General features: G+C 59.9%; 27 protein-coding genes and 5 tRNA genes. 2 read left to right on the forward strand and 30 right to left on the reverse strand.

Features of this window, described 5'->3' with window-relative positions:
• Positions 1-73: 73 nt before the first annotated feature.
• A complete protein-coding gene (locus AB5750_RS09250; RefSeq protein WP_281798521.1) occupies positions 74-502 on the forward strand; it encodes a hypothetical protein in 429 nt (142 codons plus the stop codon).
• Between the two features lie 441 nt (positions 503-943).
• On the opposite strand, the gene AB5750_RS09255 is transcribed toward AB5750_RS09250, so the two are convergent.
• On the reverse strand, positions 944-1,183 hold the full coding sequence (locus AB5750_RS09255) for a hypothetical protein (protein ID WP_281798520.1): 240 nt from the start codon (positions 1,181-1,183) through the stop codon (positions 944-946).
• 448 nt (positions 1,184-1,631) lie between these two features.
• Positions 1,632-1,919 carry a TlpA family protein disulfide reductase gene (locus tag AB5750_RS09260; protein ID WP_368146177.1) on the reverse strand — a complete coding sequence of 96 codons (288 nt, stop codon included), beginning with the start codon at positions 1,917-1,919 and terminating at the stop codon, positions 1,632-1,634.
• A 35-nt stretch (positions 1,920-1,954) separates the two neighbouring features.
• Between AB5750_RS09260 and AB5750_RS09265 the strand changes: the two genes are divergently transcribed.
• A complete protein-coding gene (locus tag AB5750_RS09265; RefSeq protein WP_368146178.1) occupies positions 1,955-2,476 on the forward strand; it encodes a DUF6273 domain-containing protein in 522 nt (173 codons plus the stop codon).
• Positions 2,477-2,984: 508 nt separating this feature from the next.
• On the opposite strand, the gene AB5750_RS09270 is transcribed toward AB5750_RS09265, so the two are convergent.
• From AB5750_RS09270 to AB5750_RS09405, 28 genes are all read right to left on the reverse strand, one after another.
• A tRNA-Pro gene (locus AB5750_RS09270) sits at positions 2,985-3,061 on the reverse strand.
• Between the two features lie 80 nt (positions 3,062-3,141).
• On the reverse strand, positions 3,142-4,353 hold the full coding sequence (coaBC, locus tag AB5750_RS09275; RefSeq protein WP_368146180.1) for a bifunctional phosphopantothenoylcysteine decarboxylase/phosphopantothenate--cysteine ligase CoaBC: 1,212 nt from the start codon (positions 4,351-4,353) through the stop codon (positions 3,142-3,144).
• Between the two features lie 3 nt (positions 4,354-4,356).
• Positions 4,357-5,076 (reverse strand): zinc ribbon domain-containing protein, encoded by a 720-nt coding sequence (locus AB5750_RS09280; RefSeq protein WP_368146181.1) that lies wholly within the window; start codon positions 5,074-5,076, stop codon positions 4,357-4,359.
• Positions 5,073-5,882 carry a Nif3-like dinuclear metal center hexameric protein gene (locus AB5750_RS09285; protein ID WP_368146182.1) on the reverse strand — a complete coding sequence of 270 codons (810 nt, stop codon included), beginning with the start codon at positions 5,880-5,882 and terminating at the stop codon, positions 5,073-5,075. Before AB5750_RS09285 ends, AB5750_RS09280 begins: the two co-directional genes overlap by 4 nt.
• Complete coding sequence (locus tag AB5750_RS09290) at positions 5,879-7,057, reverse strand: cysteine desulfurase family protein (RefSeq protein ID WP_055287395.1); 1,179 nt, start codon at positions 7,055-7,057, stop codon at positions 5,879-5,881. Before AB5750_RS09290 ends, AB5750_RS09285 begins: the two co-directional genes overlap by 4 nt.
• 6 nt (positions 7,058-7,063) lie before the next feature.
• On the reverse strand, positions 7,064-7,735 hold the full coding sequence (gene rpe, locus AB5750_RS09295; protein ID WP_368146183.1) for a ribulose-phosphate 3-epimerase: 672 nt from the start codon (positions 7,733-7,735) through the stop codon (positions 7,064-7,066).
• Positions 7,736-7,753: 18 nt separating this feature from the next.
• A complete protein-coding gene (locus AB5750_RS09300; RefSeq protein ID WP_368146184.1) occupies positions 7,754-8,761 on the reverse strand; it encodes an NAD(P)H-dependent glycerol-3-phosphate dehydrogenase in 1,008 nt (335 codons plus the stop codon).
• Between the two features lie 9 nt (positions 8,762-8,770).
• Entirely contained in the window at positions 8,771-9,454 is a 684-nt protein-coding gene (gene plsY / locus AB5750_RS09305) for a glycerol-3-phosphate 1-O-acyltransferase PlsY (protein ID WP_368146186.1), read from the reverse strand.
• Positions 9,447-10,781, reverse strand: a complete 1,335-nt coding sequence (gene der / locus AB5750_RS09310; RefSeq protein WP_035138458.1) for a ribosome biogenesis GTPase Der — start codon at positions 10,779-10,781, stop codon at positions 9,447-9,449. Before der ends, plsY begins: the two co-directional genes overlap by 8 nt.
• A 10-nt stretch (positions 10,782-10,791) precedes the next feature.
• A complete protein-coding gene (locus AB5750_RS09315) occupies positions 10,792-12,234 on the reverse strand; it encodes a DUF512 domain-containing protein (RefSeq protein ID WP_368146187.1) in 1,443 nt (480 codons plus the stop codon).
• A gap of 2 nt (positions 12,235-12,236) precedes the next feature.
• A complete protein-coding gene (locus AB5750_RS09320) occupies positions 12,237-13,136 on the reverse strand; it encodes a 4-hydroxy-3-methylbut-2-enyl diphosphate reductase (RefSeq protein ID WP_368146189.1) in 900 nt (299 codons plus the stop codon).
• 2 nt (positions 13,137-13,138) lie between these two features.
• A complete protein-coding gene (locus AB5750_RS09325; RefSeq protein ID WP_138374251.1) occupies positions 13,139-13,867 on the reverse strand; it encodes a lysophospholipid acyltransferase family protein in 729 nt (242 codons plus the stop codon).
• Between the two features lie 3 nt (positions 13,868-13,870).
• Positions 13,871-14,557: a (d)CMP kinase gene (gene cmk, locus AB5750_RS09330; RefSeq protein WP_368146190.1), complete on the reverse strand. Its 687-nt coding sequence runs from the start codon at positions 14,555-14,557 to the stop codon at positions 13,871-13,873.
• 66 nt (positions 14,558-14,623) lie between these two features.
• On the reverse strand, positions 14,624-15,598 hold the full coding sequence (locus tag AB5750_RS09335) for a pseudouridine synthase (RefSeq protein ID WP_368146191.1): 975 nt from the start codon (positions 15,596-15,598) through the stop codon (positions 14,624-14,626).
• Entirely contained in the window at positions 15,585-16,313 is a 729-nt protein-coding gene (scpB, locus tag AB5750_RS09340; protein WP_368146193.1) for an SMC-Scp complex subunit ScpB, read from the reverse strand. Before scpB ends, AB5750_RS09335 begins: the two co-directional genes overlap by 14 nt.
• Positions 16,314-16,324: 11 nt before the next feature.
• Positions 16,325-17,137 carry a segregation and condensation protein A gene (locus tag AB5750_RS09345; protein WP_055287411.1) on the reverse strand — a complete coding sequence of 271 codons (813 nt, stop codon included), beginning with the start codon at positions 17,135-17,137 and terminating at the stop codon, positions 16,325-16,327.
• An 84-nt stretch (positions 17,138-17,221) separates the two neighbouring features.
• Positions 17,222-17,905: a site-2 protease family protein gene (locus AB5750_RS09350; RefSeq protein WP_368146195.1), complete on the reverse strand. Its 684-nt coding sequence runs from the start codon at positions 17,903-17,905 to the stop codon at positions 17,222-17,224.
• A gap of 9 nt (positions 17,906-17,914) precedes the next feature.
• Positions 17,915-18,211: a hypothetical protein gene (locus tag AB5750_RS09355; protein WP_164473297.1), complete on the reverse strand. Its 297-nt coding sequence runs from the start codon at positions 18,209-18,211 to the stop codon at positions 17,915-17,917.
• Positions 18,198-20,231, reverse strand: coding sequence for an ABC-F family ATP-binding cassette domain-containing protein (locus AB5750_RS09360; RefSeq protein WP_368146197.1), 2,034 nt, complete (start codon positions 20,229-20,231; stop codon positions 18,198-18,200). The genes AB5750_RS09355 and AB5750_RS09360 overlap by 14 nt, the downstream gene beginning before the upstream one ends.
• A 75-nt stretch (positions 20,232-20,306) precedes the next feature.
• Positions 20,307-20,379: transfer RNA gene (locus tag AB5750_RS09365), tRNA-Ala, on the reverse strand.
• 448 nt (positions 20,380-20,827) lie between these two features.
• Positions 20,828-20,903: transfer RNA gene (locus tag AB5750_RS09370), tRNA-Ile, on the reverse strand.
• Positions 20,904-21,100: 197 nt separating this feature from the next.
• Positions 21,101-21,173, reverse strand: a tRNA-Ala gene (locus tag AB5750_RS09375).
• A 340-nt stretch (positions 21,174-21,513) separates the two neighbouring features.
• Positions 21,514-22,695: a putative endonuclease domain-containing protein gene (locus AB5750_RS09380; RefSeq protein WP_368146198.1), complete on the reverse strand. Its 1,182-nt coding sequence runs from the start codon at positions 22,693-22,695 to the stop codon at positions 21,514-21,516.
• Between the two features lie 370 nt (positions 22,696-23,065).
• Positions 23,066-23,140: transfer RNA gene (locus tag AB5750_RS09385), tRNA-Val, on the reverse strand.
• 138 nt (positions 23,141-23,278) lie between these two features.
• The gene (locus AB5750_RS09390; RefSeq protein ID WP_368146199.1) at positions 23,279-24,067 is read right to left on the reverse strand and encodes a DUF3825 domain-containing protein; all 789 of its coding nucleotides are present in this window, start codon (positions 24,065-24,067) and stop codon (positions 23,279-23,281) included.
• A gap of 282 nt (positions 24,068-24,349) precedes the next feature.
• Positions 24,350-24,628, reverse strand: coding sequence for a DUF4160 domain-containing protein (locus AB5750_RS09395; RefSeq protein ID WP_082421950.1), 279 nt, complete (start codon positions 24,626-24,628; stop codon positions 24,350-24,352).
• Entirely contained in the window at positions 24,628-24,894 is a 267-nt protein-coding gene (locus tag AB5750_RS09400; RefSeq protein ID WP_117762964.1) for a hypothetical protein, read from the reverse strand. The genes AB5750_RS09395 and AB5750_RS09400 overlap by 1 nt, the downstream gene beginning before the upstream one ends.
• A gap of 243 nt (positions 24,895-25,137) precedes the next feature.
• Positions 25,138-25,873 (reverse strand): AbiU2 domain-containing protein (locus tag AB5750_RS09405; RefSeq protein WP_368146201.1); only part of this gene is annotated, 736 nt, incomplete at its 5' end.

The raw sequence follows: 25,873 nt of genomic DNA on the forward strand, positions 1-25,873 counted from the left end.
GTGGAAAAGATCGAGTCGTCCTCGCAGACGCTCAAGCAGGAATACCTCGATACATACGAGGGAGGTGAATGACATGATAGGCAAGAGCTATGCAAAGATAGCGATTGTTGGCTTTGTACTTTGTCTTGCAATGGTGCTATGTGCATCATTTGCGAGGTATAGGTCCGAGCAGTCGTTCATCGATGGCGCTGAAAATGGGTTTGGCATAGACGGGATGTATGTCAGCGATGGCGCGACCAGGCCGTCTATGGCGATTCTTGCAGGCGAAGACATGGAATGGCAAATCTGTAATGACGATGGCTCTTGTCTGAGTGGTCGTTTGGCCGCAACGAGCGACCCGAATTCGTTCGATCTTCTCGACAATGATGGATCGGATTGCGGTTCAGTTCACCTGTCGTATGCATCACGAGATGGGATGGACGGCATTCTCTATGTCTCCCACGAGATTGGCGATTTCAAGATGCGCAGGACTAACCGAGTGCCGGCTTTTATCGAGGAGTGAGAATTCCCGGCGGCCTGCCGATCAGGCCGCCGGGGTATCGAATCCCGCATTCATCCGTATGCACACGGATGAATGCGGGAAATGCCCGGATGAAGTTGATAATCAAGGAAACAATGCCGTTCTGCCTGGGACGGCTTTGGTCTGGACTTTAACTACAACATCGCAATCGACACTTATCAGCTCGCGCGACGCGCATGGCCAAATCTCGGACGCTGGTGCATGGAGGACCTTCGAGATTTACTGTACATCCAAAACGACGACGCACACCGCGTGCTCGCCGACTGCGAAGACGAGATGGCTGTCTACAATGCGATCAGAAACGGCGTGAAGTCCGGAGAGCTTTCTGTCGAACCGCCGCGCCGTCGCGCGAGCCGACCGGGCAATCTGGTCCCGGCTCTCCCGGTCGTATTCCTACGATACCGCCCCTAGATCATCAATGTGTCAGATAAAGAATGAGGCAATGGCTATGATCACGCCTACGGCAGATGCAACGACTGCGCCTTTTTTCCTCTCCTTTAGTCCGACGAACAGGGTTGCCGTAAAGTAAAGGGCGGAAATGCAGGCTATGGCAAGCGAAACGAGTTCCTTGGGCGGTTTCAGCAAAAGGTCGCTAGCAAAGAGTAATGCAAGCAGGGCAAAGCCGATTGTGTTCAAGTATCTCGATTGATTTTGCGACAACATGGCAACTTCCTTTCAGAACATGCAAATGAAAAGTCGGTACGATGTCATTGCGGTTGCAAAAAAGCCGCCGCTAGGACCGGTTGTCACGAGACCGGCGATAACTTCAGCGGTGCCAACAAGCTAGAGATCGCGCAGGCAAGCCTCCTCCTTCGCGTTCAGCTTGACCTTGTGAGGGACGGTGCGGTTATTTGCAGATCCGTGAGAATCGCACCACGCCTTGGAATATGAATCCGTGCAGCGCCCGCGCTCAAAAAAAGGTATATATCGTAATTATCGTCGTAATTGTCTCCGACGTAGATCTCGCTGCTCTCGGCGGGAGATCCCTCGTCGGCATAGGCTGCCGCAACGGGCACAAATGGTGTCATGACAAGGGAGTGGCAAAGAGCTGCTGAGATGATGGAGGGCAGGCATTTCTTCATGGCTGGCTCCTTAAACTGGCCTTTGATAGTTACTCGATGTCGCCTCCTTCCGCTTTATATCCGTTGTATTCGGCGTATTTCTTTAATAAGGCAAGAGGTTCTTCCTCTCCTTCGGATGAGCCGATGATGTTTCCTTGGTCATCCAGTATGAATACGGACGGAATATGCTTAAGTTCATATTGGTCATTCACGACCTTATCTAAATCTATGTAAATGGGAAAGTCTCCTTCATGGACCGAGGCTTCTTCAATCGTGCTGTCCTCAGAAACATTGAAAAGGTTCTTCCTTATGGCTGCGAAATTATCAAGTTGTGGCATATCCTCTATGAGAGATTCGCAGTGCGGACACCACGATGCCCGGATACCGCATCATCGGTATCAACCATGACAACCTCGCCGACGGTAGCGGCAAGGCGGGGCTGACGTTTGAGACGACCAACGATGTCCTATACAAACACATCTGGAACGACACAAAGACCAATGTCGGCGGTTGGAGGTCCTCTAAGCTCCGCGCCCGCCTGAACTCCGGTGACCTCTGGGCGCTCCTGCCGGCCGAGCTCCAGTCCAAGGCGAAGGCCGTCACGAAGATGACGGACAACGAGGGCGGCGGTAGCGCCGGCACTCCGACGGCAACGAATGACAAGGTCTTCATCCTCTCGACGACCGAGATTTACGGAGACCTCCAGTCTGACGGCGCCCAGTACGAGTACTATGCGACGTCGAGGTATTCTGGACCTGAGATTGTGTGCTATTTCAGCACTCGTTCCGTGTCTCCGAGTGACTCAACGGACTTTATCTATGTTGACCCTTTCGGTCGCTGGAGCAGCGGTAGTGCCAACAGTGCCGGCAACGTGTTTCCCGCTTGGTGCTTCTAGCTTTTCTAGTGCAAGGCCCGCGCGACTCCGCGCGGGCCTATCTTTTGGCAAGTGTACGAACGGTTTAGGTTCGCGGCACAGGTATTCGGGTTGAGGAGAAATGGGGTCATATGGCGGCTCTCAGAGCGCCTGCTGCACTCCCCCGCCATTACCCCTGCGGCGTCCTCGTATGGAGCCCATCCTGGTTGGCATATCGTTGCAATCGCTCACTTGTCCACCGGTCAAGTGAGCTACTGGAATAAATACAGCGACACGCTTGTTCGTTACAGTCGCTATATCTGTGTAAATCGCCGCGATAAATACAGTCTGTACTCGACTGTATACCAGCTACGCGTATGTAGATTCATATCGCGTTAATAAATCGGCCCAAGCGTGTGCAAAACGCGCAAGTAGCCGCAAAAGGCGATTATCGCGCAGGGTGATTTTTGGCACCCTGTTGATTAATCAAAATTAAGCAATTGCTTAAAACAAAAAAGGTCAGGCACTAAGTACCTGACCTGCAAACTTCTGGTCGGGACGACTGGATTCGAACCAGCGACCCCTTGACCCCCAGTCAAGTGCGCTACCAAGCTGCGCCACGTCCCGAAGCTTTTGTTTGTTGCTCTGCTCTCGCTCGCAACAGGGAGTATATTAACCCGAAACTTTGGCCTTGCGCAAGAACTTTTTTAAATATTTTTGAGCAAGTCCAAAATTGTATCCGCGAGCTGGGGTTTTGTTAGTACGGGAAGTTCCTGTGTACCCGCTGTGCTCACAATCCAGGCCTTGTTGGTATCGGTTCCAAAGCCCGAATCGGCGCGCGAGACATCGTTGGCGATGATTGCATCGCAGCCCTTGCGGGCAAGTTTGCGCTCAGCGTACTCCACGACGTTATCGGTCTCGGCTGCAAATCCGATCACACGGCGCTCGCCCTTCTGGCGCGAGAGCTCAGCCAAAATATCGACCGTCTCGACTAGTTCGATGCGATCCAGGCGTTCGTTGGCCTTTTTGAGCTTATGGTCGGCAGGGGATGCGGGGGTGTAGTCGGCGACGGCCGCCGCGCAAATGGCCGCATCGGCCGTCTGAAAGGCGCCCAGTGCCGCCTGCAACATCTCTGCGGCGGTCTGTACGCGCAAACACTCCACACCGCGAGGAACATCGAGCGATGTCGGCCCCAGCACAAGCGTGACCGCAGCACCGCGGCGAGCGGCCTCCCCCGCCAGAGCGATGCCCATCTTGCCCGACGACCGGTTGCCAATAAAGCGCACGGGGTCGATCGGCTCGTGCGTGGGGCCGGCGGTGATCACGATGCACTTGCCCGCAAGATCCTGAGGTGCGGAGTTGAGCACCTGGCAGACGGCCTCGACGATGTCCTCGGGCTCGCTCATGCGTCCCGTGTCCACGTCGCCGCAGGCAAGGTAGCCGCTGCCGGGCCCCACCACATGGACGCGACGGTCGCGCAGCGTGGCCATGTTGGCCTGCGTCGCCGGCGCTTTCCACATGCCATTGTTCATGGCCGGCGCGATCACAATGGGTCGTGGCGTTGCCAGCAGCGTGGTGGAGATGAGGTCGTCGGCGATGCCGTTGGCCATCTTGGCGATGATATTGGCCGTCGCGGGCGCCACGACCACCAGATCGGGCTCCTGCGCCAGCGAAATGTGGTGGATGGGGTCGGAGGGGTCGTCGAATAGGCCCACGGCAACGGGCTCGTTGGTGAGCGCACGAAAGGTGAGCGGGCCCACAAACTCGGTGGCATGCTCGCTCATAGCGACCTTGACGCGCGCGCCACGCTTTTGCAACAGGCGCACGATGTTGCACGACTTATAGGCGGCGATCCCGCCGGTAATGCCCAGCAGGATCGTTTTTCCCTCAAGTTGCATTGAATTGTTGGATGCCGTCATCGTTTAAGCTTCCTTGCTCGGGAGTACCAGGAGGCGGTGGCAGTACGGGCAGTGCGTAATTGACCTACCGTCGTGGTTGAGGTCGCTCATGGACGATGCCTGCAGCGCGGTGTGGCAGACTGTGGGGATGTTGCCCTGGATGGTCTCGACGGCCAGGCCGCGGAACTGCTTGAGCAGACGCTCGTAGTCGGTGAGCACGTCGGCCGGCAGCGTGGCGGCAAGCGCGGTGCGTTCCTTAGTGGCGGCGTCAATCTGAGCCTGCAGGTCGGCAGCCTTAGCGCGGGCGGCCTTGGTATCGGCCTTCACGCCCTCCTCGAACTTGGCGATAATTGCCTGTGCGCGGGCCTCGCGGTCGAGCGCCTCCTTATGGGAGACAACGACGTCCTTGCGGGTGTGCTCAATCTTGTCCAGACGCTTGGCCAGGGTTGCGAGTTCATTCTCCAGGTCCTGAACCTCACGGTAGTCGGAACCGTCGACGTGGCGCTTCTTGGCAGCCTCAATGGCGTTGTTGGTCTGAATCTCGGTGGTGTTGAGATCGTCGAGCTCAATGTCCAGGTCCTTGCGCTGGGCGTAGAGCTTGGTCATCTCGGCTTTAAGCTTAACGTAGGTCTTACGCTTGGAAGCGAGCTCCTTGAGCTCCGGCATATTGGCAAGTTCGCTCTTGTTGCGGGCGAGCTCCAAATCGATCTGTTGCAGCTTGAGTAGCGTAGCGCCGGCGCTCATAAGTTCTCTCCTTTTGTCACAGTCCACCATTGGCAAGGGTTCAGTATTTTAATCGCATGACGGGGGTCGACCCCGGCGTCAACTGCAGAGTTCATCAATATATCAACGAACGGCTCCTCGGAGCGGTCGTGGCCGAGCAAGATGACGCCCAGACCGCGCAAGGCAAGGTCTTGCGCCACGTGGTAGCCCGCCTCGCCCGTCACGACGACATCCGCACCCGCGGCGATGGCGAGCTCGCCAAAGTCGCCCAGGGAGCCGCCCAAAATGGCGATGGTGTTGCAAGTGTGCTTGGCATTGCCCCACACGCGCGGGTCGCTGCCAAATGCCTTTGCGGCGCGGGCGGCGAGCTCGCGCAGGCTACAGGGGTCGTTGAGCGTTGTAAGCGCGCCCAGGCCGGTGGTCTCGGGGTCGTCCACGTGCTCCAGTGAGCTCACGGGTGCGGCACCCAGCAGCTCGCTCAGGCAGATGCGGGCTTCGTGCGAGCGGTCCAGGTTGGTGTGGAGCGAGATAATGCTCACGCCGCAACGCGCTGCCTCGTAGAGCGCCGCACTGCATTGGGGGCGTGCGGCATCCGCCGGACAAAACGCCTCGGGTGCCTTGATATAGATGGGGTGATGCGTCAGCAGCACGTTGGCGCCGGCCTCCTGGGCGCGGTGCACATTGGCTTCGGTCGCATCGAGTGCGCAGGCAACACCGGTAATCTCCGCGGCAGGGTCGCCGACGGAGAGTCCTACATGGTCCCAACTCTCGGCATCGCTCTTGGGATAGCGTGCCAGCAGAGCGCGCTCGAACTCGGCGACAATCATGCGGCGCCTACGATCGAGAGCAGCGTCTGGGCAAACTCGTCCAGATCGCCCGGATTCACGCGGTCATCGAAGGAGATGCGCAGTGCACCCAGGGCCTGTTCGCGGCCAATACCCATGGCGCTGAGAACATGGCTCGGGTCCATGCTGCCGCTCGAGCAGGCGGAACCGGCCGATACCTCAAAGCCGGCGGCGTCGAGCTTGACGATGAGCTCCTCGGAGTCCATGCCATCAATGTAGATCGATACCATGCCGGGCAGACGGTCGGCATGCGCATAGTCGCCCATGGTGGCGTGAATGCGAGGGTGGGCCGTAAGCGTGGCGTAGAGCTTGTCGGAAAGGGTTTGCAGCGTCGCACGCTCCTGGGCTACATGGGGCGCCAGCGTTCGGGCGGCAGCGGCAAAAGCCAGCTGCGTGCGCAGGTCCTGCGTGCCCGCGCGACGTCCGGCTTCCTGTCCGCCGCCAAAAATGCGCGGGCGCAGCGGCGTGCGGCTCTTAAGGTAGAGCGCGCCAGATGCCACGGGGCCACCGATCTTGTGCGCGGCAACGGTCATGGTGTCAACTCCCAGCTCGGTGACATCGAGCGGGATATGCAGATAGCCCTGGATGGCATCGGTGTGGAACAGGGCGCCGGCAGCATGTGCGGCGGCGGCAAGCTCGCGGATGGGCTGCACCACACCGGTCTCGTTATTGGCGACCATGATGCTTACGAGCGCCACGTCGTCGCCAAGCAGCTCGACAAGCGCGGCAGGCTCAATGTAGCCCGCGCGGCATGGCTGCACCAGGTCGACGGTAAAGCCGGCGGCACGCAGCAGCGGCAGGTTGTCCAGAATCGAATCGTGCTCGATGGCCGAAACGATTACGCGATCGCGTTTGCGATCGCGCTGACGGGCGCCCTCGGCAAGACCGAGCAGCGCCAGCTGGTTGGCTTCGGTGCCGCCGTTGGTCAGAACAATCTCGGACGGGCGGACGCGCGCGCCAAAGCTACGGGCGATCTCGCGACGGGCGACTTCCAGGCGCGCGGCGGCCTTGCGGCCGAGCGAATGCAGCGAGTTGGGGTTGACGCCGGCAAGCTCGCTGTCGTCGTACTCGCGCTGCGCAAGGAGCGCCTCGGCGCGCATGGGCGTCGAGGCGGCATAGTCAAGATTCACGGGTATGCGGTTTTGACCTGCGGTCATAAGGGTTTATGCCTCCTGTGCGGCTTCGTTGCCCAGCTTCTGCAGTAGCGCAACCTCGGCAGCGGGATCTTCGGACTTAAATACGGCAGAACCGGCCACGAGCACGTTGGCGCCGGCCTTGACGACCTCGGCAATGTTCTTGGAAGAAATGCCGCCGTCGACCTCGATCATGGGCGACACGCCGTGGCGCTCGCACATGGCTTTGAGCTCGTGGAGCTTTGCGATGGTGCCCGGGATAAAGCTCTGACCGCCAAAGCCCGGGTTCACGCTCATGAGCAGCACCATATCGACGACATCGATGATGCTCTCGAGCACGCACACGGGGGTGGCGGGGTTGAGCACCACGCCGGCCTTGACGCCGCGCTGCTGCAGATGCGTGAGCGTGCGGTGCAGGTGCGTGGAAGCCTCGTAGTGCACGGTGATCATATCGGCACCGGCGTCGGCGTACCAATCAACGGTCTCGTCGGGGTTCGACACCATCAGGTGCGCGTCGACCGGCACGCCGGTGGAGCGCTTGACGGCCTTGAGGATGTCAACGCCAAAGGTGAGGTTGCCGGTAAAGTGACCGTCCATAACGTCAAAGTGAACGTAGTCGGCGCCGGCGATCTTGTCGAGGTCGCCCTTGAGGTTGGCCATATCGGCCGAAAGAATCGAAGGAGCGATTTTAATGGAACCCATGGTAGAAGCCTTTCTGCGCTAGTCGGTGATTCCGTAGAACTCTTGAGAGGGGACGCGGTCGGTAAGGATCTCGAGCGCCCTATCCAAAGTAACACCGTTGTAGAGCGTTTGCTCCACGGCAAAGGTGAGCGGAATGTCTACGCCCAGTGAACGGGCAAGCTCGCTCACGCTGCGGGCCGCGACGGCGCCCTCGACTACCATGTGCGTGCGTGTCTGGTACTCGTCGAGCGAGACGCCGTGGGCAAACTCGTAGCCAAAGGTGCGGTTGCGCGAATGCTCCGAGGTGCAGGTGGCAATGAGGTCACCCATGCCGGCAAGTCCCATGCAGGTCATAGCTTGACCGCCGCGGGCGTGCACCAGACGGCTGATCTCGGCCAGGCCGCGTGTCATGATGAGAGCGAGCGTGTTGTCGCCCGCACCGGTGCCGGCGGAGATGCCGCACACGATGGCGATAACGTTCTTCATGGCGCCGCAGACCTCGACACCGGTCATGTCTTGCGACAGATAGATGCGAAAGGCCGTGGACAGGAGCAGGTCCTTAAAGGTCTCCCCTATCTGCGGGTCTTCGCTGGCGATGACGGCGGCAGAAAGTCCGCCGCGGCAGATTTCCTCAGCATGGTTGGGGCCCGAGAGCGCCGCGACACGCGACTCGTTGCCGATCTCGCTGGCGATGACCTCGCTCATGAGCAGGCCGGATTCGGGCTCAATGCCCTTGGTGAGGCAGAGCACCGGGGTATCGGCGGCGATAAAGGGCGCGGCCTGGTGGCACACGCTGCGAAGGTGCGTCGAAGGAACGGCAAAGATGATGGCCTCGGCGCCGTCGAGTGCCTGGGTCAGATCCGTCGTGGCGAAGACGTTGCCGGGCAGCTCGTAGCCCACAAGGTAGCGGGGGTTGCGGTGCTCGCCATTGATGCCGGCGGCCGTCTGATCGCTGTGGGCCCACATAGTCACGCGCTCGGCTCGCGCGGCAGCAAGGCCGGCGACGGCGGTTCCCCAGGAGCCAGAGCCAATCAGCGCAACATTCATGACTCTCTCCTACTTATCGTCGGGCTCGGTGACGCGCTTGGTAAACGAGAGCTTGGACTCCTTACCCGTCATGAGCTTTTTGATGTTCGCACGATGGGCCCACACCACGGTGATGCCGATCAGCGCCATGCAAAACTTGAGTCCCAGGCTGCTGTACGGAAAGACCGTGCAGGCGGCGATGGGAAGGCCGATGGCGGCGGCAAGCGAGCCCACCGACACAAACTTGGTGATGGCGACGGCCACGATAAACATGCCCAGCAGCGAAAGCCCGATGGGCCAGTACCAGGCAAGAATCACGCCCAGGCCCACGGCGATACCCTTACCGCCGTGGAAGTTAAGGTAGGGCGAGAAGATGTGTCCCCACACGGCAGCCAGGCAAATGACGCCGAGCATCCAGTCGCCTGCGGCACCGGGTGCCATGATGCTCACAGGGAAGCCATAGCCAACGCTCGCGATAAGCGGACGGGCGATAAGGACGCAGATGGCGCCCTTCAGGCAGTCGAGTAGCAGCGTGAGCGCGGCCACCTTGGGGCCGGCTACGCGCAGGGCGTTGGTGGTGCCGATGTTGCCGGAGCCCGCCTTGCGAATGTCCGTGTGATTGAACACGCGGCCCAGGATCAGGCCAAACGGAATCGCTCCGATAAAGAACGAAACAACGGCGCAGATGGCGGTCAGCAGAATCGGATTAAGCATCCTTTTGCTCCTTCTTCCTAAAGAAGAGTCGAATGGGCGTGCCGGCAAAGTCGAAGGTCGAGCGCATGCGGTTCTCTATGTAGCGCTGGTAGGTGTCGTTGACCAGGTCGCTGTGGTTGACGAAGAACGTGAACGTCGGCGGGTTGACGCCCGTCTGGGTCACGTAGTGCATACGCAGGCGGCGCTTGCCGTCCACCACGGTATGACCGAACTCGCGCAGGTCGGTGAGGAACGTGTTGAGGCGCGAGGTGCTGATCTTTTGCGAGCGCGTCTTTTCGGCGGCGTCGACCATCGCCCAGATCTTCTCGACGCTGCGGCCAGTGAGGGCAGAGATGCGCAGGTACTGGGCCCAGGGAGCCATGACGCCCAGACGGCGGTCGATGGTCTCCATGCAGGCCTCGCGCTTACGGTCGTCATCGAGCAGGTCCCACTTGTTGAGCAGCACCACGATGGCGCAGCCGCGCTCGATGGCAAGACCCATGACCTTCTGGTCCTGCTCAGTGACGCCCACGGAGGCATCGACGACGAGCAGCGCCACGTCGGCGCGGTCGATGGCACGCAGGCCGCGGACCATGGAGTAGTACTCGATGTTCTCGTACACGGTGCTCTTCTTACGAATGCCCGCGGTGTCGACCATGCGGTAGTGCTTGCCGTTGCGCTCGACGACCGTGTCGATGGCGTCGCGCGTGGTGCCGGCAATGTTGGACACGATGGAGCGGTCGGCGCCCAGGATGCGGTTGAACAGCGAGGACTTACCGGCGTTGGGGCGGCCGATGATGGCGACGTTCAGCGCGTCGGGGAACTCATCGGCGACCTCGTCCTCTTCCTCCGGAAGCAGGGCCACGATATCGTCGAGCAGGTCGCCCGTGCCGTGGCCGTGCAGGGCCGAGAGCGGCGTGGGCTCGCCGATGCCGAGGGAATAGAACTCCCAGATGCTGTCGTTTTCGCGATCGGGGTTGTCGAGCTTGTTCACCAGCAGAAAGACCGGCTTGTCGCAGCGCTTGAGCATGCGGGCGACCGACTCGTCCTCCTCGGTGACACCGGTGCGGCCGTCGACCACAAACAGGATGACAGCGGCTTCCTCGGCGGCGGCGAGGGCCTGGTCGCGGATGGACGTGGCAAAGACGTCATCGCTCTTGAGCGGCTCGATGCCACCCGTGTCGACGATGGTGAACTCGCGGCCGTTCCAATCGGCCGTGTGGTATGAGCGGTCGCGCGTGACGCCGCGGGACTCGTGGACGATGGCGTCCGAGGTCTGGGCCAGGCGGTTAACGAGCGTGGACTTGCCCACGTTGGGGCGTCCGACGACGGCGACGATAGGTTTCATCTGCTCTCCTTTAATGGGTAGGGTCAGTGGAAGTGTTAGAGTCTGCGGGCACAATGCCAAGGATGCGCTCCAGGGTATCGAGCAGCTCATGCGGCATGGTCGACACCACATGAACCTCGGCGCCACGGTGGTTAAGGCTTGCGAGTAAATCGTCACGATGATACTCGTCAAGCGTCATGCCGTCAGCGTTGAACATGAGCTTAGGCACAAAGAGCATAACCCCAGAGAGATCCTGCGGCAGCTGCTCCAGAATGTCACAGGCGACGATGAGGCCGGTCACGTCCACGTTGCCGCCAAAGTAGCGGTTCTTGATGGCTGTGACAGTGCCGGCGAGTCCCTTGGGCGATTCCACAAAGCGGGCTACCGTGTCGCGTGCGCTGGCGCCCGAGAGGCACAGCAGGTGCTGGCCTCGGACGGCGATGGCCTCGCGGACGCGAGCCAGTCGCTCGGCATCGGCGGCAAGCACATCGTCCGTCTCGTCTAGGTATGAGCGGATCATGCCGATACCGTCGTAGTACTGCGGACAGCCGTCGTAAAAGTCCGCCTCGGGCGGATCGATGCCGGCGTCCAGGTAGAACTCGTCGCTCATCTGGAAGGTGTGGCGGCCAAAACGCTCGAAGGCGCGGTCCTGGTAGGGACGGATCATGCCAATGGTCTCGCGCGCCAGGTCGGGCTTGTCGCTGTATGACCAGCTAAAGCGGTTCTGATGCTTGGTAAAACCGAGCGGCACGATGCCCAGGCTTGTGATTTGCTCGTGCTCCTCGCAAAAGCGCAGGGTCTTTTTCAGCTCCTCGCCGTCGTTCATGCCGGGGCACAACACGATCTGCGCGTGAATCTCGATGCCGGCGGCCATGATGGTCTCGAGTACGTCCATGCCTCGCTGGGCGTTGCGGCCCATCATACGACGGCGGACGTCGGGGCTCACGGCGTGGACCGATACGTTCATGGGACTCATGTTGCGTTGGATGACGTTTTGCACGTCCTCGTCGGTGAGGTTGGTGAGCGTGACAAAGTTGCCCTGCAAAAAGCTTAGGCGATAGTCGTCGTCGCGAATATAAAGCGTGGAGCGGCCGCCCTTGGGGAGCATCGTCATAAAGCAGAATACGCAGGCGTTCACACAGGTGCGCATGCCATCGAAGATAGGGCCATCGAATTCAAGGCCCCAGTCCTCTCCCGGGAAGCGGTCGAGCTCGACGGGGGTGACGCTGTTGTCGCGCGGGTCGAAAACCTCGAGGTCGACGGTGTCGTCGTCGGCCTCCCAGAGCCATACGATCATGTCGGTGAGCACCTCACCGTTGACCGTGAGCACGCGCATGCCCGGCTCGATACCCACATCCCACGCGGGCGATTCGGGACGCACGTTCTTTACGAGCGCGCCCTCACCCGGCTCGGGGTCGCGGCTGCGCCCGTAATCGGCCACCTCGGCGGCGTATGCGGGTACGGTCTGGTCCATGATTAGCGGCAAAGCTCCTTGATGCGCGCAACGGCGCGTTCGATGTGTTCTTGCGGGGTTGAGGCTCCGGCGGTGATGCCGATGTGGTGAGCGTCGGTAAACCACGCGGCCTGGAGCTCGGAAGCTTCCTCGATGTGATATGTGCGATCGCAGGCGTCCGCGCAAATCTGTGCCAGGCGACGGGTGTTGCCCGAGTTCTTGCCGCCCACGACGACCATGCAATCACAGCGTTTGGCAAGTGATGCGGCTGCCTGCTGGCGCTCGCTCGTGGCGGCGCAGATGGTGTTGATCACACGTAGCTCCTGCACGCGCGGCGTGATGGCAGCTACGACCTCGGCCAAGTTCTGTGCGGTCTGGGTGGTCTGCACGACGAGGCCTACCTTGCCCTTGAGCGACAAGGCGTTGGCGTCCGCGGCACAGCTCACGACCTGCGCATCATTGCCGGCGTGGCCCAGGATGCCCTCCACCTCGGGGTGACCTGGCTCGCCTACGACCACCACGCGGTAGCCCTCGCGCACCAGGCGCTCGGCTGCAACATGGACTTTCTTTACGTAGGGGCAGGTGGCGTCTATGACGTTAAGGCCACGCTCGCGAGCGGCATCGATCACCTGCGGCACCACGCCGTGGGCGCGGATGATCACGGTGCCGGTTGTGGCATTATCCAAGTTCTCGGCCAGGCCAACGCCTGCCTCATCAAGCTCGCGCACCACGATGGGGTTATGGATGAGCGGACCCAAGGTATGGAGCTGAGCGCACTCCCCTGCCTGCGGCGCGGCGGCCAGCGCCATATCGAGCGCACGCTGTACGCCGTAGCAAGTGCCGGCGTGGGCGGCGATCTCGATGGTAGGCGCGGTTGACTGGTCGGACGCAGTCGCGGCGGTGTTCGTCACGTTCTCGCTCATGGCTAGAACCTGCCCGGATGCTCGGCGCACAGCTCGTCTCGCATAGCGTAGACGCGGTTCATGGCCTCGGACTCAAACCATTCCAGGCGCTCCGTGCGCTTAAGCCCAGCCGGTGCGTCGGAAAGCGAGACGGCCTTGCCGGCGCGGATCCAGCACTTCTTGGGACGCATGAGCTTTTTGCCTGCGGGCGTGATGTCGGACCAGCCGCAGATGGCGAGCGGGTTGACGGGCGCCTTGCCCATCTGGGCGATGAGCGCAAAGCCGCCGTGGACCTCGGGCTTGATCTCGCGCGAGCGGATGCGCGTGCCCTCGGGGAAGATCAGGACGTCCTCGCCGCGCTGCAGCGCATGCTGGGCGGCGCGCAGGCACTTCATATCGGCAGTACCACGCTCGACGGGGATGCCGCCAACGCGGCTAAAGGCCCAGCGCACAATCTTGCTCTTGGCGAACTCGGACTTAAAGATGGGACGAATGCGGCGGCCCCCAAAGAACAGCGCCGTCTCCACGGCCAAGAGCTCGGCCATCGAGGTGTGGTTGCAGATGACCACGCTGCCGCGGCCTTCCTGGCGCTCAAACAGAAGATCGGCGTCCTCGACCTTCCAGCGCCACATGAGCTTGGAGAAGGCCCAAAGGATGGCCATGACTACGACGACGGTGCCGCGGATGAGCGCTGGAAACTCGGCGTAGGGGGCGTTGTAATAGTCCTCGGGCGTCTGCTGAAACAGGCGCATGGGCTACCTCCTTTGGTTGATGAGGTCCTCGATGATACGAACGACCTCGTCGATGGTGTGAGCGGTGGAGTCGACGTGCACGGCGTCCTCGGCGGGCACGAGCGGGGCGACCTCGCGGCTGCTGTCGAGCTTGTCGCGCTGCTTAAGGGCGTCGAGGGTCTCGTCGACCTCGGCCTCGAGCTGCTCGGACGTGAGCGGCTGGGCATCGTTTTGGTGGCGCTGCAGCACACGGCGACGGGCGCGCTCGCGCGGGTCGGCGGTCAGGAAGACCTTGACCTGCGCGTTAGGGAACACGACGGTTCCGATGTCGCGACCCTCGGCCACGATATCGCGGTCCTCGGCTGCGCGGCGCTGGTGGATGAGCATGGCGGCGCGCACGCCCGGGTAGGCCGAGACCTTGGACACGTTGGCGTCGACCTGCGGGGTGCGAATGGCGGCCGAAGCGTCCTGGCCGTCGATGGTCAGGCGCGTATCCTCACCGGTGCCGTTGGTAAAGCGAATTTCGATCTGCTGGGCGAGGGCGTCGATGGCCGCCTCGTTATCCAGGTCGATGCCGCGATCGAGCGCGGCGAAGGTGACGGCGCGATACATGGCGCCCGTGTCGAGCTTGTTAAAGCCCAGCTGGCGGGCGATCTCCTTGGCGATGGTGGACTTGCCGGAACCGGCGGGGCCGTCGATAGCGACGATCATGCAATGCTTCCTTTCGATGGTTGACGCGCTGGTATGGTTCGCGGGCGTTGAGGCGCGGCGGGTTGCCTAGCCCGTGTAGCGCTCGCGGTAGGTGTTGCGCTTGGGTGCGGAGCCGTGGCTGCCGTGGTGACGCGTGCGGCTGGCGGGCGTGTCTTGGGGCCTGCCGCCGTTGCGCTTGGCGCTCGCCTGCTTGGGCGGGATGCCGCCGGCCTTGAGGATCTGCACCTCGCGGTCGGTGAGCTCGCGCCACGAGCCCTTGGCCACGCCCTCGAGCTCAAGGCCCGCAAAGTTGCAGCGATGCAGACGGATTACCGGATGGTGAATCTTGCTCAGCATGCGCTTGACCTGGTTTTTACGACCTTCGCGGATGATGATCTCCACGGCGGTGGTACCTGGCTTGACGCCCTGGGGAGCCACGGCCTCGGCCTCGCGTGCGGTGATGACGCGGCAGATTGCCGGCTGGCATAGGCCGTCGTCGAGCTCGATGCCACGGCGAAGCGGCGTGAGGTCGCGGTCGGACAGTTCGCCGTCAACGAGTGCCTGGTAGGTCTTGTAGACGTGCTTGCTCGGGTGCAGCAGGTCCTGAGACAGGTCGCCGTCGGTGGTAAAGAGCAAGAGGCCCGTTGTATCGCGGTCCAGGCGACCCACCGGGAACAGGCCCGGAAAGCAGTCTCGGGGAACCAGGTCGGCCACGCAAGGGCGCTCCTGCGGGTCGCTCATGGTGGTGAGGTAGCCGGTCGGCTTGTAGAGCATCAGGTACACAGCGCCCTGGTTGAGCTTGACGGACATGCCATCGACCTCGATGTGGTCGCGGTCGACATCGACCTTGGTGCCCAGCTCGGTCGCAACCTCGCCGTTAACCGTCACGCGGCCGGCGGTCATCAGGTCCTCCGACCCGCGGCGGCTCGCTACGCCCGCGCGCGCCAAAAAGCGCTGCAGGCGCATGGTGTGAGGGTAGACGGGCTGGGCGTCGCCTGCGGGCGTCGTGGCGCCCGTGGCACTTGCGGTGCACGTCTCCCCTACTTCGTTAGTCCTCATCATGCGTGTCCTCCGCAGTGTCGTCGGTGGCCAGGAATTCCTCGCCACCGACCGCCTCGACATCATCAATATCGGTATCGAGCAGCTCGCGCTCTTCGTCCAGGTCCTCGGCTTGCTCCTCGAGCGTGGACTGAATACTGCGGCCGCTCAGGCGCTCGCGGATAAACTGGCGCGACTGCTCGTCGGGGGCAAACTGCTCCAGATCGGGTAGGTCGCGGGTGGAGCGCAGGCCGAACTTTTCCAAGAAGGCGTTGGTCGTGCCGTAAATGATGGCCTGACCGCGCTCGGGGTCACGGCCGAGCTCGCGCACCAGACCCTTGTCCACGAGCGACGCGATGACGCCGTCTGAGTTGACGCCGCGGATGCCCTTGACCACCTCGCGCGTTACGGGCTGGTGGTATGCGATCACGGCCAGGGTTTCGAGCGCCGCCTGCGACAGCTTTTGCGTGTCCCAGCTCAACACATAGGCCTCGACCACGTCGTGGTAGGCGGGATGCGTAAACAGGCGCCAACCGCCGGCGACCTCGCGCAGCTGAAAGCCGCGGTTGGCCTCCTCGTACTCAACCTTGAGCTCGGCGAGCAGCGATGCGCACTCGCCGGGGGCGATATCCAGCGCACCAGCCAGCGCGGGCGCACTCACCGGGTCGCTCGACACCAGCAGCAGCGCCTCGAGGGCACCTTTGAGGCTGTATGCCTCTAGCGTGGAAAGGGTTGACATGGTTGCGGCTCCTATTCGGTGAGCTCGGGGCCCTCGCCGGGCACATAGGCCTCGGCGCCCTCGACGCGGTTGATTTGAATGGTTCCAAAGATCTCGTCCTGGCTCAGCGTGAGCGAGCCGCGCTTGGCGAGCTCAAGCATGGCAAGGAAGGTGACGACGAGCTGCTCGGTGGTGGCATCGCCGTCCAGCAGCTCGCGGAAAGTGCAGGTTTGGTGCGCCATGGTAAAGCGGTCGACTGAGGCCACGGTCAGGTCGAGCGGCACGCGATGCGGAGCTACGTGCTCGGCCTCCAGCAGGAAGGTCTGTCGCTTGCCGTCCAGGTCGGCGCAGATGACGGCGAGGCCGCGCAGAGTAATGCCGGCCAGGTAGTCGGGCATAAGGCCTAAAAACTCGGGGTCGGGGCCGGCTACGCGCGGATGCATGCGGCTTTCGGCCTGCATGCGGGCACCGAGGGCCGCAGCCGCGCCTTTAAACTGCTTGTAGGCAATCAGGCGCTGGATCAGGACCTCGCGCAGGGCGTCGCCGTCGAGCGCGCTGAGCTCCTCGAGGTCTTCGTCAAACTCGTCATCGTCGTCATCGACTTTGCGCGGGGCCTCCTGCGGCACCAAGGAGGCGGCCTTGATGTCCAAAAGTGTTGCCGCGACCAGCAAAAAGTCGCTCGCCACGTCCAGGTCCAGCGCCTCGATGCGCTCGGCCTCGGCAAGGTATTGCTCGGCCACCTCGCTGATGGAGATGGCGCCGATATCTACTTTTTGGCGGGTTACCAGCTGCAGCAGCAGGTCGAACGGTCCGCTGTAGACCTGCGTCGACACGCGATACGACATCTTCGACCTCCTTTGACGGCGCCTTCGCGGCGCGGTTTGGGTGCATGTTGCGACCGTTTTGCACGGTCGACCTGTAAGTTTACCTTAGATGCCGGCGATTGCGAAGTTGAGCAGCTGCTCAGCAAGCGGATACACGGTAACGTCGAAATAGCGGCCGATCACGTCGATGCCGGTCCACATGGGCAGCAGGTACAGCACTAGGATGAGGATGGGCATAGCGTATTGCTGCAGACGATAATAGTTGTTGAGAGCCTTGCCTTTAAGGAACGGCACAATGATCGAAGAGCCGTCGAGCGGTGGGATCGGGATGAGGTTGAAGAACGCGAGTGACAGGTTGACTACGATAAACGTGGCGCCGAAGTTCATGATCTGTGACGCCAGGGCAAAGGACATGTGGGTGTAGAGGTTGCCGTATGCCGTGTGCATGAGGGCGGCCGCAAGGCACGCGAGGGCGATGTTCGATGCGGGGCCGGCTGCGCTAACCAGGACCTCATCGCGCTTGGGGTGCTTGAGGTTGTTGAGGTAGACGGGCACGGGCTTGGCGAAGGCGAACACCGGGCCGCCGGCGGCAAGCATGAGCAGCGGCAAGATGATGGTGCCAAACGGGTCGATATGGTTGAGCGGGTTGAGCGAGACACGACCGCGCGAACGGGCCGTCTTATCGCCGAGTGCCCAGGCCGCGGCGGCGTGCGCACTCTCGTGGATCACGATGCCGACGATGACGGCGACCGCGCTGGCGAGCAGGTTCATGAAGTAGCTGCTGGACATAACAATCCCCTAGCGGACGCGGCGCGAGGCGCGCGTGAGCAGGTAGTCGGCCACAAACAGGATGACGGCCACGATGGCGTAATCTAAGCGGAACACTCCGCCAAAGGGCGAGGTGATGACGCCGTAGCCGGCGATGGCACTCGGCAGTGCGCGCGAAAGCTCAACGACAAAGCCGACGATCTGCAGCTTGGCGGTCAGGCCGCTAAAGCACAGCAGCACGGTCATCGCGCTCATAAAAATGCCGCAGATGCGACAGGCGATGGCGATGATGCTCATCGCCACGGCAGCGGCCTTACGAGAGTTCACGCGCGGTCTCCTCTTCGATCTGGGTGGAAAGCTCCAGCCATTCGTCCTCGAGCTTGGGCAGCTCTTGCTTAAGGCCGTTATATTCCCCCAGCGCGGCGTTGAACTTGTCCTGATCGGCATAAAGCTCTTCGCTGGCCATCAATTCCATAAGCTCGTCATAGCGGGCGCGTTTTTTGTCGAGCTCAGCCTCGATCTTCTTGAGCTGGTTGCGCACGCCCTTGAGCTTTTTGTTGAGCGCAGCGCGGGCCTGGGCCTCGGCGCGCTTTTGTTCCTTGGTCTTTTTGCCCTCGGCAGGCTTGGAAGCAGCGGCGGGCGTATCGGGCTGGGCTGCGGTGACCTTAGCGGACTTGGTCGCGGCCGGCGTACTCTCCCCTGCTGCTTCGGCGGCGGCGCGGGCTGCGAGGTCCTCGCGCTTGTAGAGGTAGTAGTCGTAGTCGCCGTCGTAGACCGTGACCTTACCATCGCGGATGTCGATCACTCGGTTGGCAACGGCGCGCACCAGGTGCTCGTCGTGGCTGATCAGCACGATGGTGCCGGGGAAGTTTTGCAGGGCGTTTTCGAGCATGTCCACCGAGTCGATGTCCAGGTGGTTGGTGGGCTCGTCCAGGCACAGGAGCGCCTCGGGGGCCACGAGCATCTTGGCCAGTGCCAGACGCGCTTTTTCGCCGCCAGAGAGGACGCGGACCTGCTTTTCGATGGAATCGTTGTCGCTAAATAGGAAGGCGCCCAGCAGGCTGCGCTGCTGCGGCACGGTCCACTTGGGCGTGACGGTGTCGATCTCTTGCAGGACGGTGTTGGACTCGGTCATGCCTTCGAGCGCGTGCTGGGCATAGTAGGCGACGCCGACGTTGGTGCCCAGGTCGCGCGTGCCGGTAGTGGGCGGCTCCAGGCCGGCGAGAATCTTCATGAGCGTGGACTTGCCGGCGCCGTTGGGGCCGACGAGTGCCACGTGCTCGCCGCGGTAGAGCTTGAGGTCGATGTCGCTGTAGATGTGCTTTTTGCCGTAGGACTTGGAGACGCCCTCCAGGCCCACGACCATGTCGCCGGAGCGCGGCGGATCGGGGAACTTAAAGTCGATGTGCTTGTGGCCCTCGGGGAGGATGACGAGCTCCTTTTTGATCTGCTCGATCTTGCGGATGCGTTCCTGCGCCTGGGCGGCCTTGGTGGGCTTGTAGCGGAACTTATCGACGAAGACCTGCATGTGGGCGATGTCGCGCTCCTGAGCGGCACGCTTGGCGCGCATCTGCTCCAGGTTGTCCTCGCGCTGCTTGAGGTAGCTGCTGTAGTTGCCGGTGTAGGTGGTCACGCGACGGTTTTCGAGCGCGGCGACGTGGTCGACGCAGGCGTCCATGAAGGCGCGGTCGTGGCTGACGATGAGCACGGCGCCGTCGTAGTTGGCGATAAAGCCGCGCAACCACTGGACGCTTTCGAGATCCAGGTGGTTGGTGGGCTCGTCCAGAAGCAGCAGGTCGGGGTGGCGCAGGAAGAGCTTGGCGAGCGCGATGCGCATCTGCCAGCCGCCCGAGAATTCGGAGCACGGGCGATCAAAGTCGGTGACCTTAAAGCCCAAGCCGGACAGGATTTTGCGGGCGTTGCTCTCGAGCTCGTAGCCGCCCAGGTGCTCAAAGCGGTCCTGGACCTGGCCATACTCGTTAAGGAGTGCGTCGACGTCCTTCCCTTGTTCGGAGAGCTCGGTGATCTGGGCCTGCAGCTCGTTGGCGCGCTCGCCCATGCGGCGGATTTCCTTGGCAGCGGCCATGACCTCGGCGAGGATGGTGGTGTCCTTTTGCTCCAGGTTGGTTTCCTGCTCTAGGTAGCCCACCTGGCAGTCCTTGGCGTACTGGACCTGGCCGGCGTCGGGGCTGTCGATGCCCATGATGATCTTGAGCATGGTAGTTTTGCCGGCGCCGTTGGGTCCCACGAGCGCGAAGCGCTCGCCGGGGTTGATCTGGAAGGACGCGCCGCTAAAGAGGACGCGCGCGCCGAAGCTTTTTTCGATCTTGTCGACCAGGAGGATCATGGTGCCGCCTTTGACCTTGTGTGCCTATATGAAAAAAGGCCCCAACTTGCGTTGGAGCCTCATTCAATGCTCGGGTGGAGACGAGGGGGATCGAACCCCTGACCTCTTGACTGCCAGTCAAGCGCTCTCCCAGCTGAGCTACGCCCCCGTGCGAAGAAGTACTATACGGGAACTCCCCCGCCGATGCAAGGACAATTTTGGAAAATTTCGCAGTCGCGGCGCGGGCCGCCATCCGCCCAACGGCCGTCCTGCCGGCGCCAGGCCCGTTACCGGGGCCGATCGCGCTCCCGCCGACCCGGCGATTTCAAAACCATGCCGGTTTACGGGGCCGGGCCGGGAACCCCCCGAGCATGCCGTCATCGGTAAAATCAAAACCGCAGTTAGACGGCTTGCGCATTCCGTGAAATGCAGGGCATGGACGGCCGGTCCGGGTCCAGCCCCGTAATCCGACATAGTTTTGAAATGGTTCTTGTCAACCAGCATTAACAATTACGTGGATTTGAACCGCAAACGTTTATCAAAGCAATTTGGCAGGCATATGGAGTGGGAACTATGGCAAAAAGAAGCCGGGCTATTTGCCCGGCTTCTCGATTCTTTGGTGGGCCCTCCGGGATTCGAACCCAGAACCCAGGGATTATGAGTCCCCTGCGCTAACCGTTGCGCCAAGAGCCCTTATAAAATGGCGTGTGCGATAGAGGCCAGCAAAACAGGTCCCTATCTTGAACCACGTCGTGAAATAGTACCATGCACGTGGCGCCCGTTCAACGCACGATCTTGTCGACCAGGAGGATCATGGTGCCGCCTTTGACCTTGTGTGCCTATATGAAAAAAGGCCCCAACTTGCGTTGGAGCCTCATTCAATGCTCGGGTGGAGACGAGGGGGATCGAACCCCTGACCTCTTGACTGCCAGTCAAGCGCTCTCCCAGCTGAGCTACGCCCCCGTGCGAAGAAGTACTATACGGGAACTCCCCCGCCGATGCAAGGACAATTTTGGAAAATTTCGCAGTCGCGGCGCGGGCCGCCATCCGCCCAACGGCCGTCCTGCCGGCGCCAGGCCCGTTACCGGGGCCGATCGCGCTCCCGCCGACCCGGCGATTTCAAAACCATGCCGGTTTACGGGGCCGGGCCGGGAACCCCCCGAGCATGCCGTCATCGGTAAAATCAAAACCGCAGTTAGACGGCTTGCGCATTCCGTGAAATGCAGGGCATGGACGGCCGGTCCGGGTCCAGCCCCGTAATCCGACATAGTTTTGAAATGACATTAATTCACTAACAGGCAAACTAGGTAGTTCTAGCGCCTTGTCGCCGGCTAATTCCGATTTCCAACCAGTTGCACAAAACATTTGCTCGCAGTCGCGTCTCGGCGGATTTCATTGCTTCAGTTTTGGCTTTATAGCGAATCCCTAAACGGTCGCAGACACTTCTGACTATGGTGTCTAGCTGCTTTGAATCGTTGAGCATATCGTGAGTCACCAGGAATACATCGAAACCCATGCTCTGGAGCGCAGTCATGCGCTCCGCATCGTGATCAAGTACCGCGCCTGAGCCATGGATGACTTCACCTTGGATCTCGATAATTACTGCCTTCATTAGGATTGGGTTTACGATCACGATGTCGCCGTAGCAGACCTTTTGGCCTGCGATGCTTTGGGCCGCCATGGATAGAGGGGTTAAATCGTTGAGGTACACGTATCTGAATCCTGCACCACCTAGACGTCGAGAACGACTTAGAAGCAGGACCCCAGCGACCTCGAGCGGAGACGCAGCAATGCCGATAACCTGCTGAGCGGCATCATAAAACTGCTTTCCCCACATTTGACTTTTGACCTTGTCGGCGAAACGATGCAGGTCGCTCAGTTCGATGAGCGGCTTTCTCATCCAAAGAGAAGTACCTTTGAGTTTCGTAACCTCTCTTCCATCTTCACGCTTGCTCGTTTGGCTATCATTTTCTGGGTCCTTAACGGTTGCGCGGGCATAAACTCGTTTCCAAGGAACCTCGTCTTCGCCCTCTCCAAGTTCGAACAAATTTTGCGTGCTGGAATTGCGATTCTCCTCTACCGCCATTTTTAGCTGCATTTCGGCAGCGGGAGCCGGCTCGAAAACAGAAAACCAGCCGCTAAGTTCGTACATAGCCAGTACGAGATCTATTTGGGACACAAAGCGTGTCATAGTAAATAACGTGTTAAGCGGATTGGTGACACTAAAGCCTAAATTAGTGTCGATTGTTGTGCCGGCATCCGATGCTCCTTCCCAGCGAATAGTAGAGCGCAATCCCGAGTGGTGATTACAACCTGGCGAAGCAACAGCGATAATCGGGGTCTTGAGGACGTCGGTTACGAAAGGGGCTTGGGATAGAGCTCGCCAGCCGTCTTCGGAGTTGGGCAGGCGCGGGTAGAGGTCGCGCACCTGCGGTGGGCAGCGCCAGTAGCGAAATGCGGTGTTTGCGCAGACGATTTCGTCCATTTGCGCCTCCCCTGGTATCGGCCGTAGACCGTGCGGTTGTGGTCGTGGACGATTATCTACCGGGGCATCATGCGGGTAAGTACCGGAAGCTGACCAAACGCTGACCAAATATTGGATGGGATGTATTGAAAGGTTGATCGAGCCATGAATGTGCTGGTACGAGCTGTGCGCCAGTGGTCTCTGTCTCCACAATTGCACATAGATTACGCAGGGAATTCAATGAATGAACGCAGACGCATTTTGCAAAACGCGCAATGACGACACCTAAGGTGAACTGCGTAACATATAACGCCCTTAGGTAACTTCTCTTCAATTTTGGTGTCAAAAAGAAAAAGGCCAGAGGCTTAACACCTCTGACCTGCTCTTTTGATGGTGGGCGATACAAGATTCGAACTTGTGACCCCATCCGTGTGAAGGATATGCTCTACCCCTGAGCCAATCGCCCGTCGCCTTTCGGCAAAAGAGATACTAACATAGCCGTGCGCGGTTTACCAAGAACTTTTTGCCCTCGATTGTAAATTCCTGGGCGTCGGCCGCACCATGGCAAGCGCCGTAACCAGCAAACCCGCAGCTCAACCACCCTTTACCGCTTGATCCACGAGGTCTCGGGACGACAGATAAGTCGCGCGTTGTTGTACGCCATGTCGAGCGTGAGGCACGTGCGTGCGGCATAGAAGCCATCCTCGCGCTGGATGGTCAGCGCCAGCTCAGGCTTGTCGCCGGTTAGGCACAGCGGCAGCAGCAGTTGGATTCGGCTGCCGTAGAACTGCGGCACCGCGAGCGTGTAGTTGGCGGCGGCGCGACGGGCAGCCTCGACGACGGCGCCCTCAAAGGCACGGCGCAGCAGCAGCGAGTTGCCCTCCCCCATCAGGCTGGCGGGAATGCGCGTAAGGTTTTCCTCGTCGCCCAGAATGTGGTCGATGTTGGAGCGGATGGGAAGGCGGTAGTCAAAGACCAGCTCGGAGGGGTCCTCGGCAAAGCGCACGCGGCACGGCAGGTACTCAAATGAGACCAGCATGGGGTCGCTCTCCTTAAAGAAGCCCTTCAAAAACCAGCGCTGGCGCGCGTCGGGCTTGGTGTTGGGCTCAAACAGGCCGTAGATGGTCTCGTAGCGACGCGTGTAAAGGCCGGTGTTGAATAGGCAGCGGTCGTCGTCGAACACCAGCGGCAAGTTGGACGGGGCAGTCTGGTCCACGTCGCGCTCGGTCAGGAACACCGCGCGGCTAAACGAAAACGGCAGATAGTTTTTGAGGATGCGGTTGCCGGGGCCCCAGTCCTCGGGATCGGCGAGGTCGGTCAAGCGTTCGTAGCAGGGCTCGGGGCAAAACGCGAAGTCGTACACATTGCTGCACAGGGTGCTAGGGAGTTCCATGTGGCGTCCATTCCATTTCATAGTTAGAGTTTGGATGCTTAGATTTTATACGTGCGACGCACCGTCGAGACACACAACGCAATTGCGGCGCAGCTCGTCGGCGAGTTCTGCTCGCGTGTGGTTTCCGGAAACAAGGTCCTGGATCCAGGCGTAGTGCTGGTTGTCTTTGGGTTCCGAGCTATCGGAAAGTACGATTGGAGCACTAACGGCGTAACAGGAAGGTCCCGCCCGTCAACATCGGCAATCATGAGTTGACAAGCGTAATCATGGCTCAATTGCGGTTTAGCAATAGAATGTCAGGGAATCATCACCAAAGGTTTCGCGCCACTTGTCACAAATGTATCGATGGTTCATGGTGATTAGTTTTGAAAGATCCCTGAGATCCTTAGCCGGAATCTTGCTCTCGTTGTTCGCAAGTGTGCATCCACCATTTTTAGTGAGCCAAAACTTAGTCGAGTTAGCAGCCGCCCTCTTTACCCCTACATGGATGTGAACGGGTTCTCCGTTTTCCGCGATCCAAAAGAACAGAACATACTGTCCAAAAACAAGAATTCGAGGCATTATGCCACCGCCGGTCCAGCTTTTTGCCGTTCTGCAAGCTCGAAGATAAACGGAGCGTTTGATCTAACGAACTCGGTCAAAAAATCCAGATCGTCAGTAGAAAATCCTTCGACGTTAAACCATTTGACCGCAGGTAGAAAGCATTCTGCATGGTCAAAACCAAAATCAACCGGGCGCTCGACGGCTACGCGAACGGTCCCGTCGTCTCGTGTTTCTGAGTAGGCAAACTGAGTGCCGTCATCTAGCTGAACATAGCTCCAAAGCATTGCTGCCTCCTTAGTGTTTATATCCAAGTATAAACAGCCGCTTAGATGCAACGTGATGCGAATCGAATTATTCCCATAAGACCTGAACTGCTGATTATTTGATTTGTTGAGTTTTGAGCTATCTCACACTTCAGTGTCTTTTTGGCATGGAAAACCGTCATTGTGCGATGGTCGGACTTTATGTCAAGGATCGTATTCAGATTCAAGCGCTCGCATGCTTAACTACTTGCAGGCGCTTGAATCCTATAGATTACCCAAATGCTGCTCAACAGCCTCCATGCCAACCTCCGCATATTTTAGGAGGCCTTGTATATCGTTGTAGTTCTTGGGCAATCGATCTTTTTCAATACCAGTAATTTTGGCGAATAATTCGATTGTTAGATCGAGTGCGAAGTCGATTAGTTTTTGAATTTCGCTGAAAGTTAAAGGAAGTCGCCTAACAAGCTCATCATAATTCAGTGCTTCTATGTCGCTATGGGCGAATACTTTATTTCGCTGATCGCGAAGCATGTCAGTTAGTTTACTGAGACCGTTGAGTCGTTTTTTCCACAAATTGGAAAGGTCATGAGTGGTTATACACACGGTAACCATTTCGTAATGATCTCCGAACAGTTTTTCATATGAGCGTTGAGACTCAACTTCTTTGGGGTAAAAACGCTCCTCGTCCTCTGCCAATGGGTGAACGATTGGATTAAGCCTGTCAAAGTTTGGTCGATCACTGAATATAGAGATTGCAAGTGCGTCGATTTCAGCAGAATGAGACGAGACTTCTTCTATCAAGTTCCCAATACTGATGTCGCTTTTGGCATCAAATAACCGCGCGCAATTCATGAAACAGGATTCGGTTAATGCAAGTTGTGTAAAGCTGAAGAAGCAGCCAGCGCAAATTACTTCATTCTCATTGAGTCCTAGGCCCTTTCGACACCACCTATATTGCGAATCAGCACCGCCGCCCACCCGACCGAATATTGCCGTTCGG

This window comes from Collinsella aerofaciens (assembly GCF_040926185.1).
GTDB lineage: Bacteria > Actinomycetota > Coriobacteriia > Coriobacteriales > Coriobacteriaceae > Collinsella > Collinsella aerofaciens_BC.

Coding starts and splice junctions, on each gene's coding strand:
- AB5750_RS09335 (WP_368146191.1), bottom strand. CDS start 15,598: ATGATGAGGACTAACGAAGTAGGGGAGACGTGCACCGCAAGTGCCACG.
- AB5750_RS09390 (WP_368146199.1), bottom strand. CDS start 24,067: ATGGAACTCCCTAGCACCCTGTGCAGCAATGTGTACGACTTCGCGTTT.
- cmk (WP_368146190.1), bottom strand. CDS start 14,557: ATGATCGTCGCTATCGACGGCCCCGCCGGTTCCGGCAAGTCCACCATC.
- AB5750_RS09315 (WP_368146187.1), bottom strand. CDS start 12,234: ATGGACCAGACCGTACCCGCATACGCCGCCGAGGTGGCCGATTACGGG.
- AB5750_RS09320 (WP_368146189.1), bottom strand. CDS start 13,136: ATGAGCGAGAACGTGACGAACACCGCCGCGACTGCGTCCGACCAGTCA.
- AB5750_RS09400 (WP_117762964.1), bottom strand. CDS start 24,894: ATGCTTTGGAGCTATGTTCAGCTAGATGACGGCACTCAGTTTGCCTAC.
- der (WP_035138458.1), bottom strand. CDS start 10,781: ATGAAACCTATCGTCGCCGTCGTCGGACGCCCCAACGTGGGCAAGTCC.
- scpB (WP_368146193.1), bottom strand. CDS start 16,313: ATGTCAACCCTTTCCACGCTAGAGGCATACAGCCTCAAAGGTGCCCTC.
- AB5750_RS09395 (WP_082421950.1), bottom strand. CDS start 24,628: ATGCCTCGAATTCTTGTTTTTGGACAGTATGTTCTGTTCTTTTGGATC.
- AB5750_RS09265 (WP_368146178.1), top strand. CDS start 1,955: ATGCCCGGATACCGCATCATCGGTATCAACCATGACAACCTCGCCGAC.
- AB5750_RS09380 (WP_368146198.1), bottom strand. CDS start 22,695: ATGGACGAAATCGTCTGCGCAAACACCGCATTTCGCTACTGGCGCTGC.
- plsY (WP_368146186.1), bottom strand. CDS start 9,454: ATGCTTAATCCGATTCTGCTGACCGCCATCTGCGCCGTTGTTTCGTTC.
- AB5750_RS09250 (WP_281798521.1), top strand. CDS start 74: ATGATAGGCAAGAGCTATGCAAAGATAGCGATTGTTGGCTTTGTACTT.
- AB5750_RS09260 (WP_368146177.1), bottom strand. CDS start 1,919: ATGCCACAACTTGATAATTTCGCAGCCATAAGGAAGAACCTTTTCAAT.
- AB5750_RS09300 (WP_368146184.1), bottom strand. CDS start 8,761: ATGAATGTTGCGCTGATTGGCTCTGGCTCCTGGGGAACCGCCGTCGCC.
- rpe (WP_368146183.1), bottom strand. CDS start 7,735: ATGGGTTCCATTAAAATCGCTCCTTCGATTCTTTCGGCCGATATGGCC.
- coaBC (WP_368146180.1), bottom strand. CDS start 4,353: ATGACGGCATCCAACAATTCAATGCAACTTGAGGGAAAAACGATCCTG.
- AB5750_RS09290 (WP_055287395.1), bottom strand. CDS start 7,057: ATGACCGCAGGTCAAAACCGCATACCCGTGAATCTTGACTATGCCGCC.
- AB5750_RS09350 (WP_368146195.1), bottom strand. CDS start 17,905: ATGTCCAGCAGCTACTTCATGAACCTGCTCGCCAGCGCGGTCGCCGTC.
- AB5750_RS09255 (WP_281798520.1), bottom strand. CDS start 1,183: ATGTTGTCGCAAAATCAATCGAGATACTTGAACACAATCGGCTTTGCC.
- AB5750_RS09280 (WP_368146181.1), bottom strand. CDS start 5,076: ATGAGCGCCGGCGCTACGCTACTCAAGCTGCAACAGATCGATTTGGAG.
- AB5750_RS09345 (WP_055287411.1), bottom strand. CDS start 17,137: ATGTCGTATCGCGTGTCGACGCAGGTCTACAGCGGACCGTTCGACCTG.
- AB5750_RS09360 (WP_368146197.1), bottom strand. CDS start 20,231: ATGATCCTCCTGGTCGACAAGATCGAAAAAAGCTTCGGCGCGCGCGTC.
- AB5750_RS09325 (WP_138374251.1), bottom strand. CDS start 13,867: ATGCGCCTGTTTCAGCAGACGCCCGAGGACTATTACAACGCCCCCTAC.
- AB5750_RS09285 (WP_368146182.1), bottom strand. CDS start 5,882: ATGATTGTCGCCGAGTTCGAGCGCGCTCTGCTGGCACGCTATCCCAAG.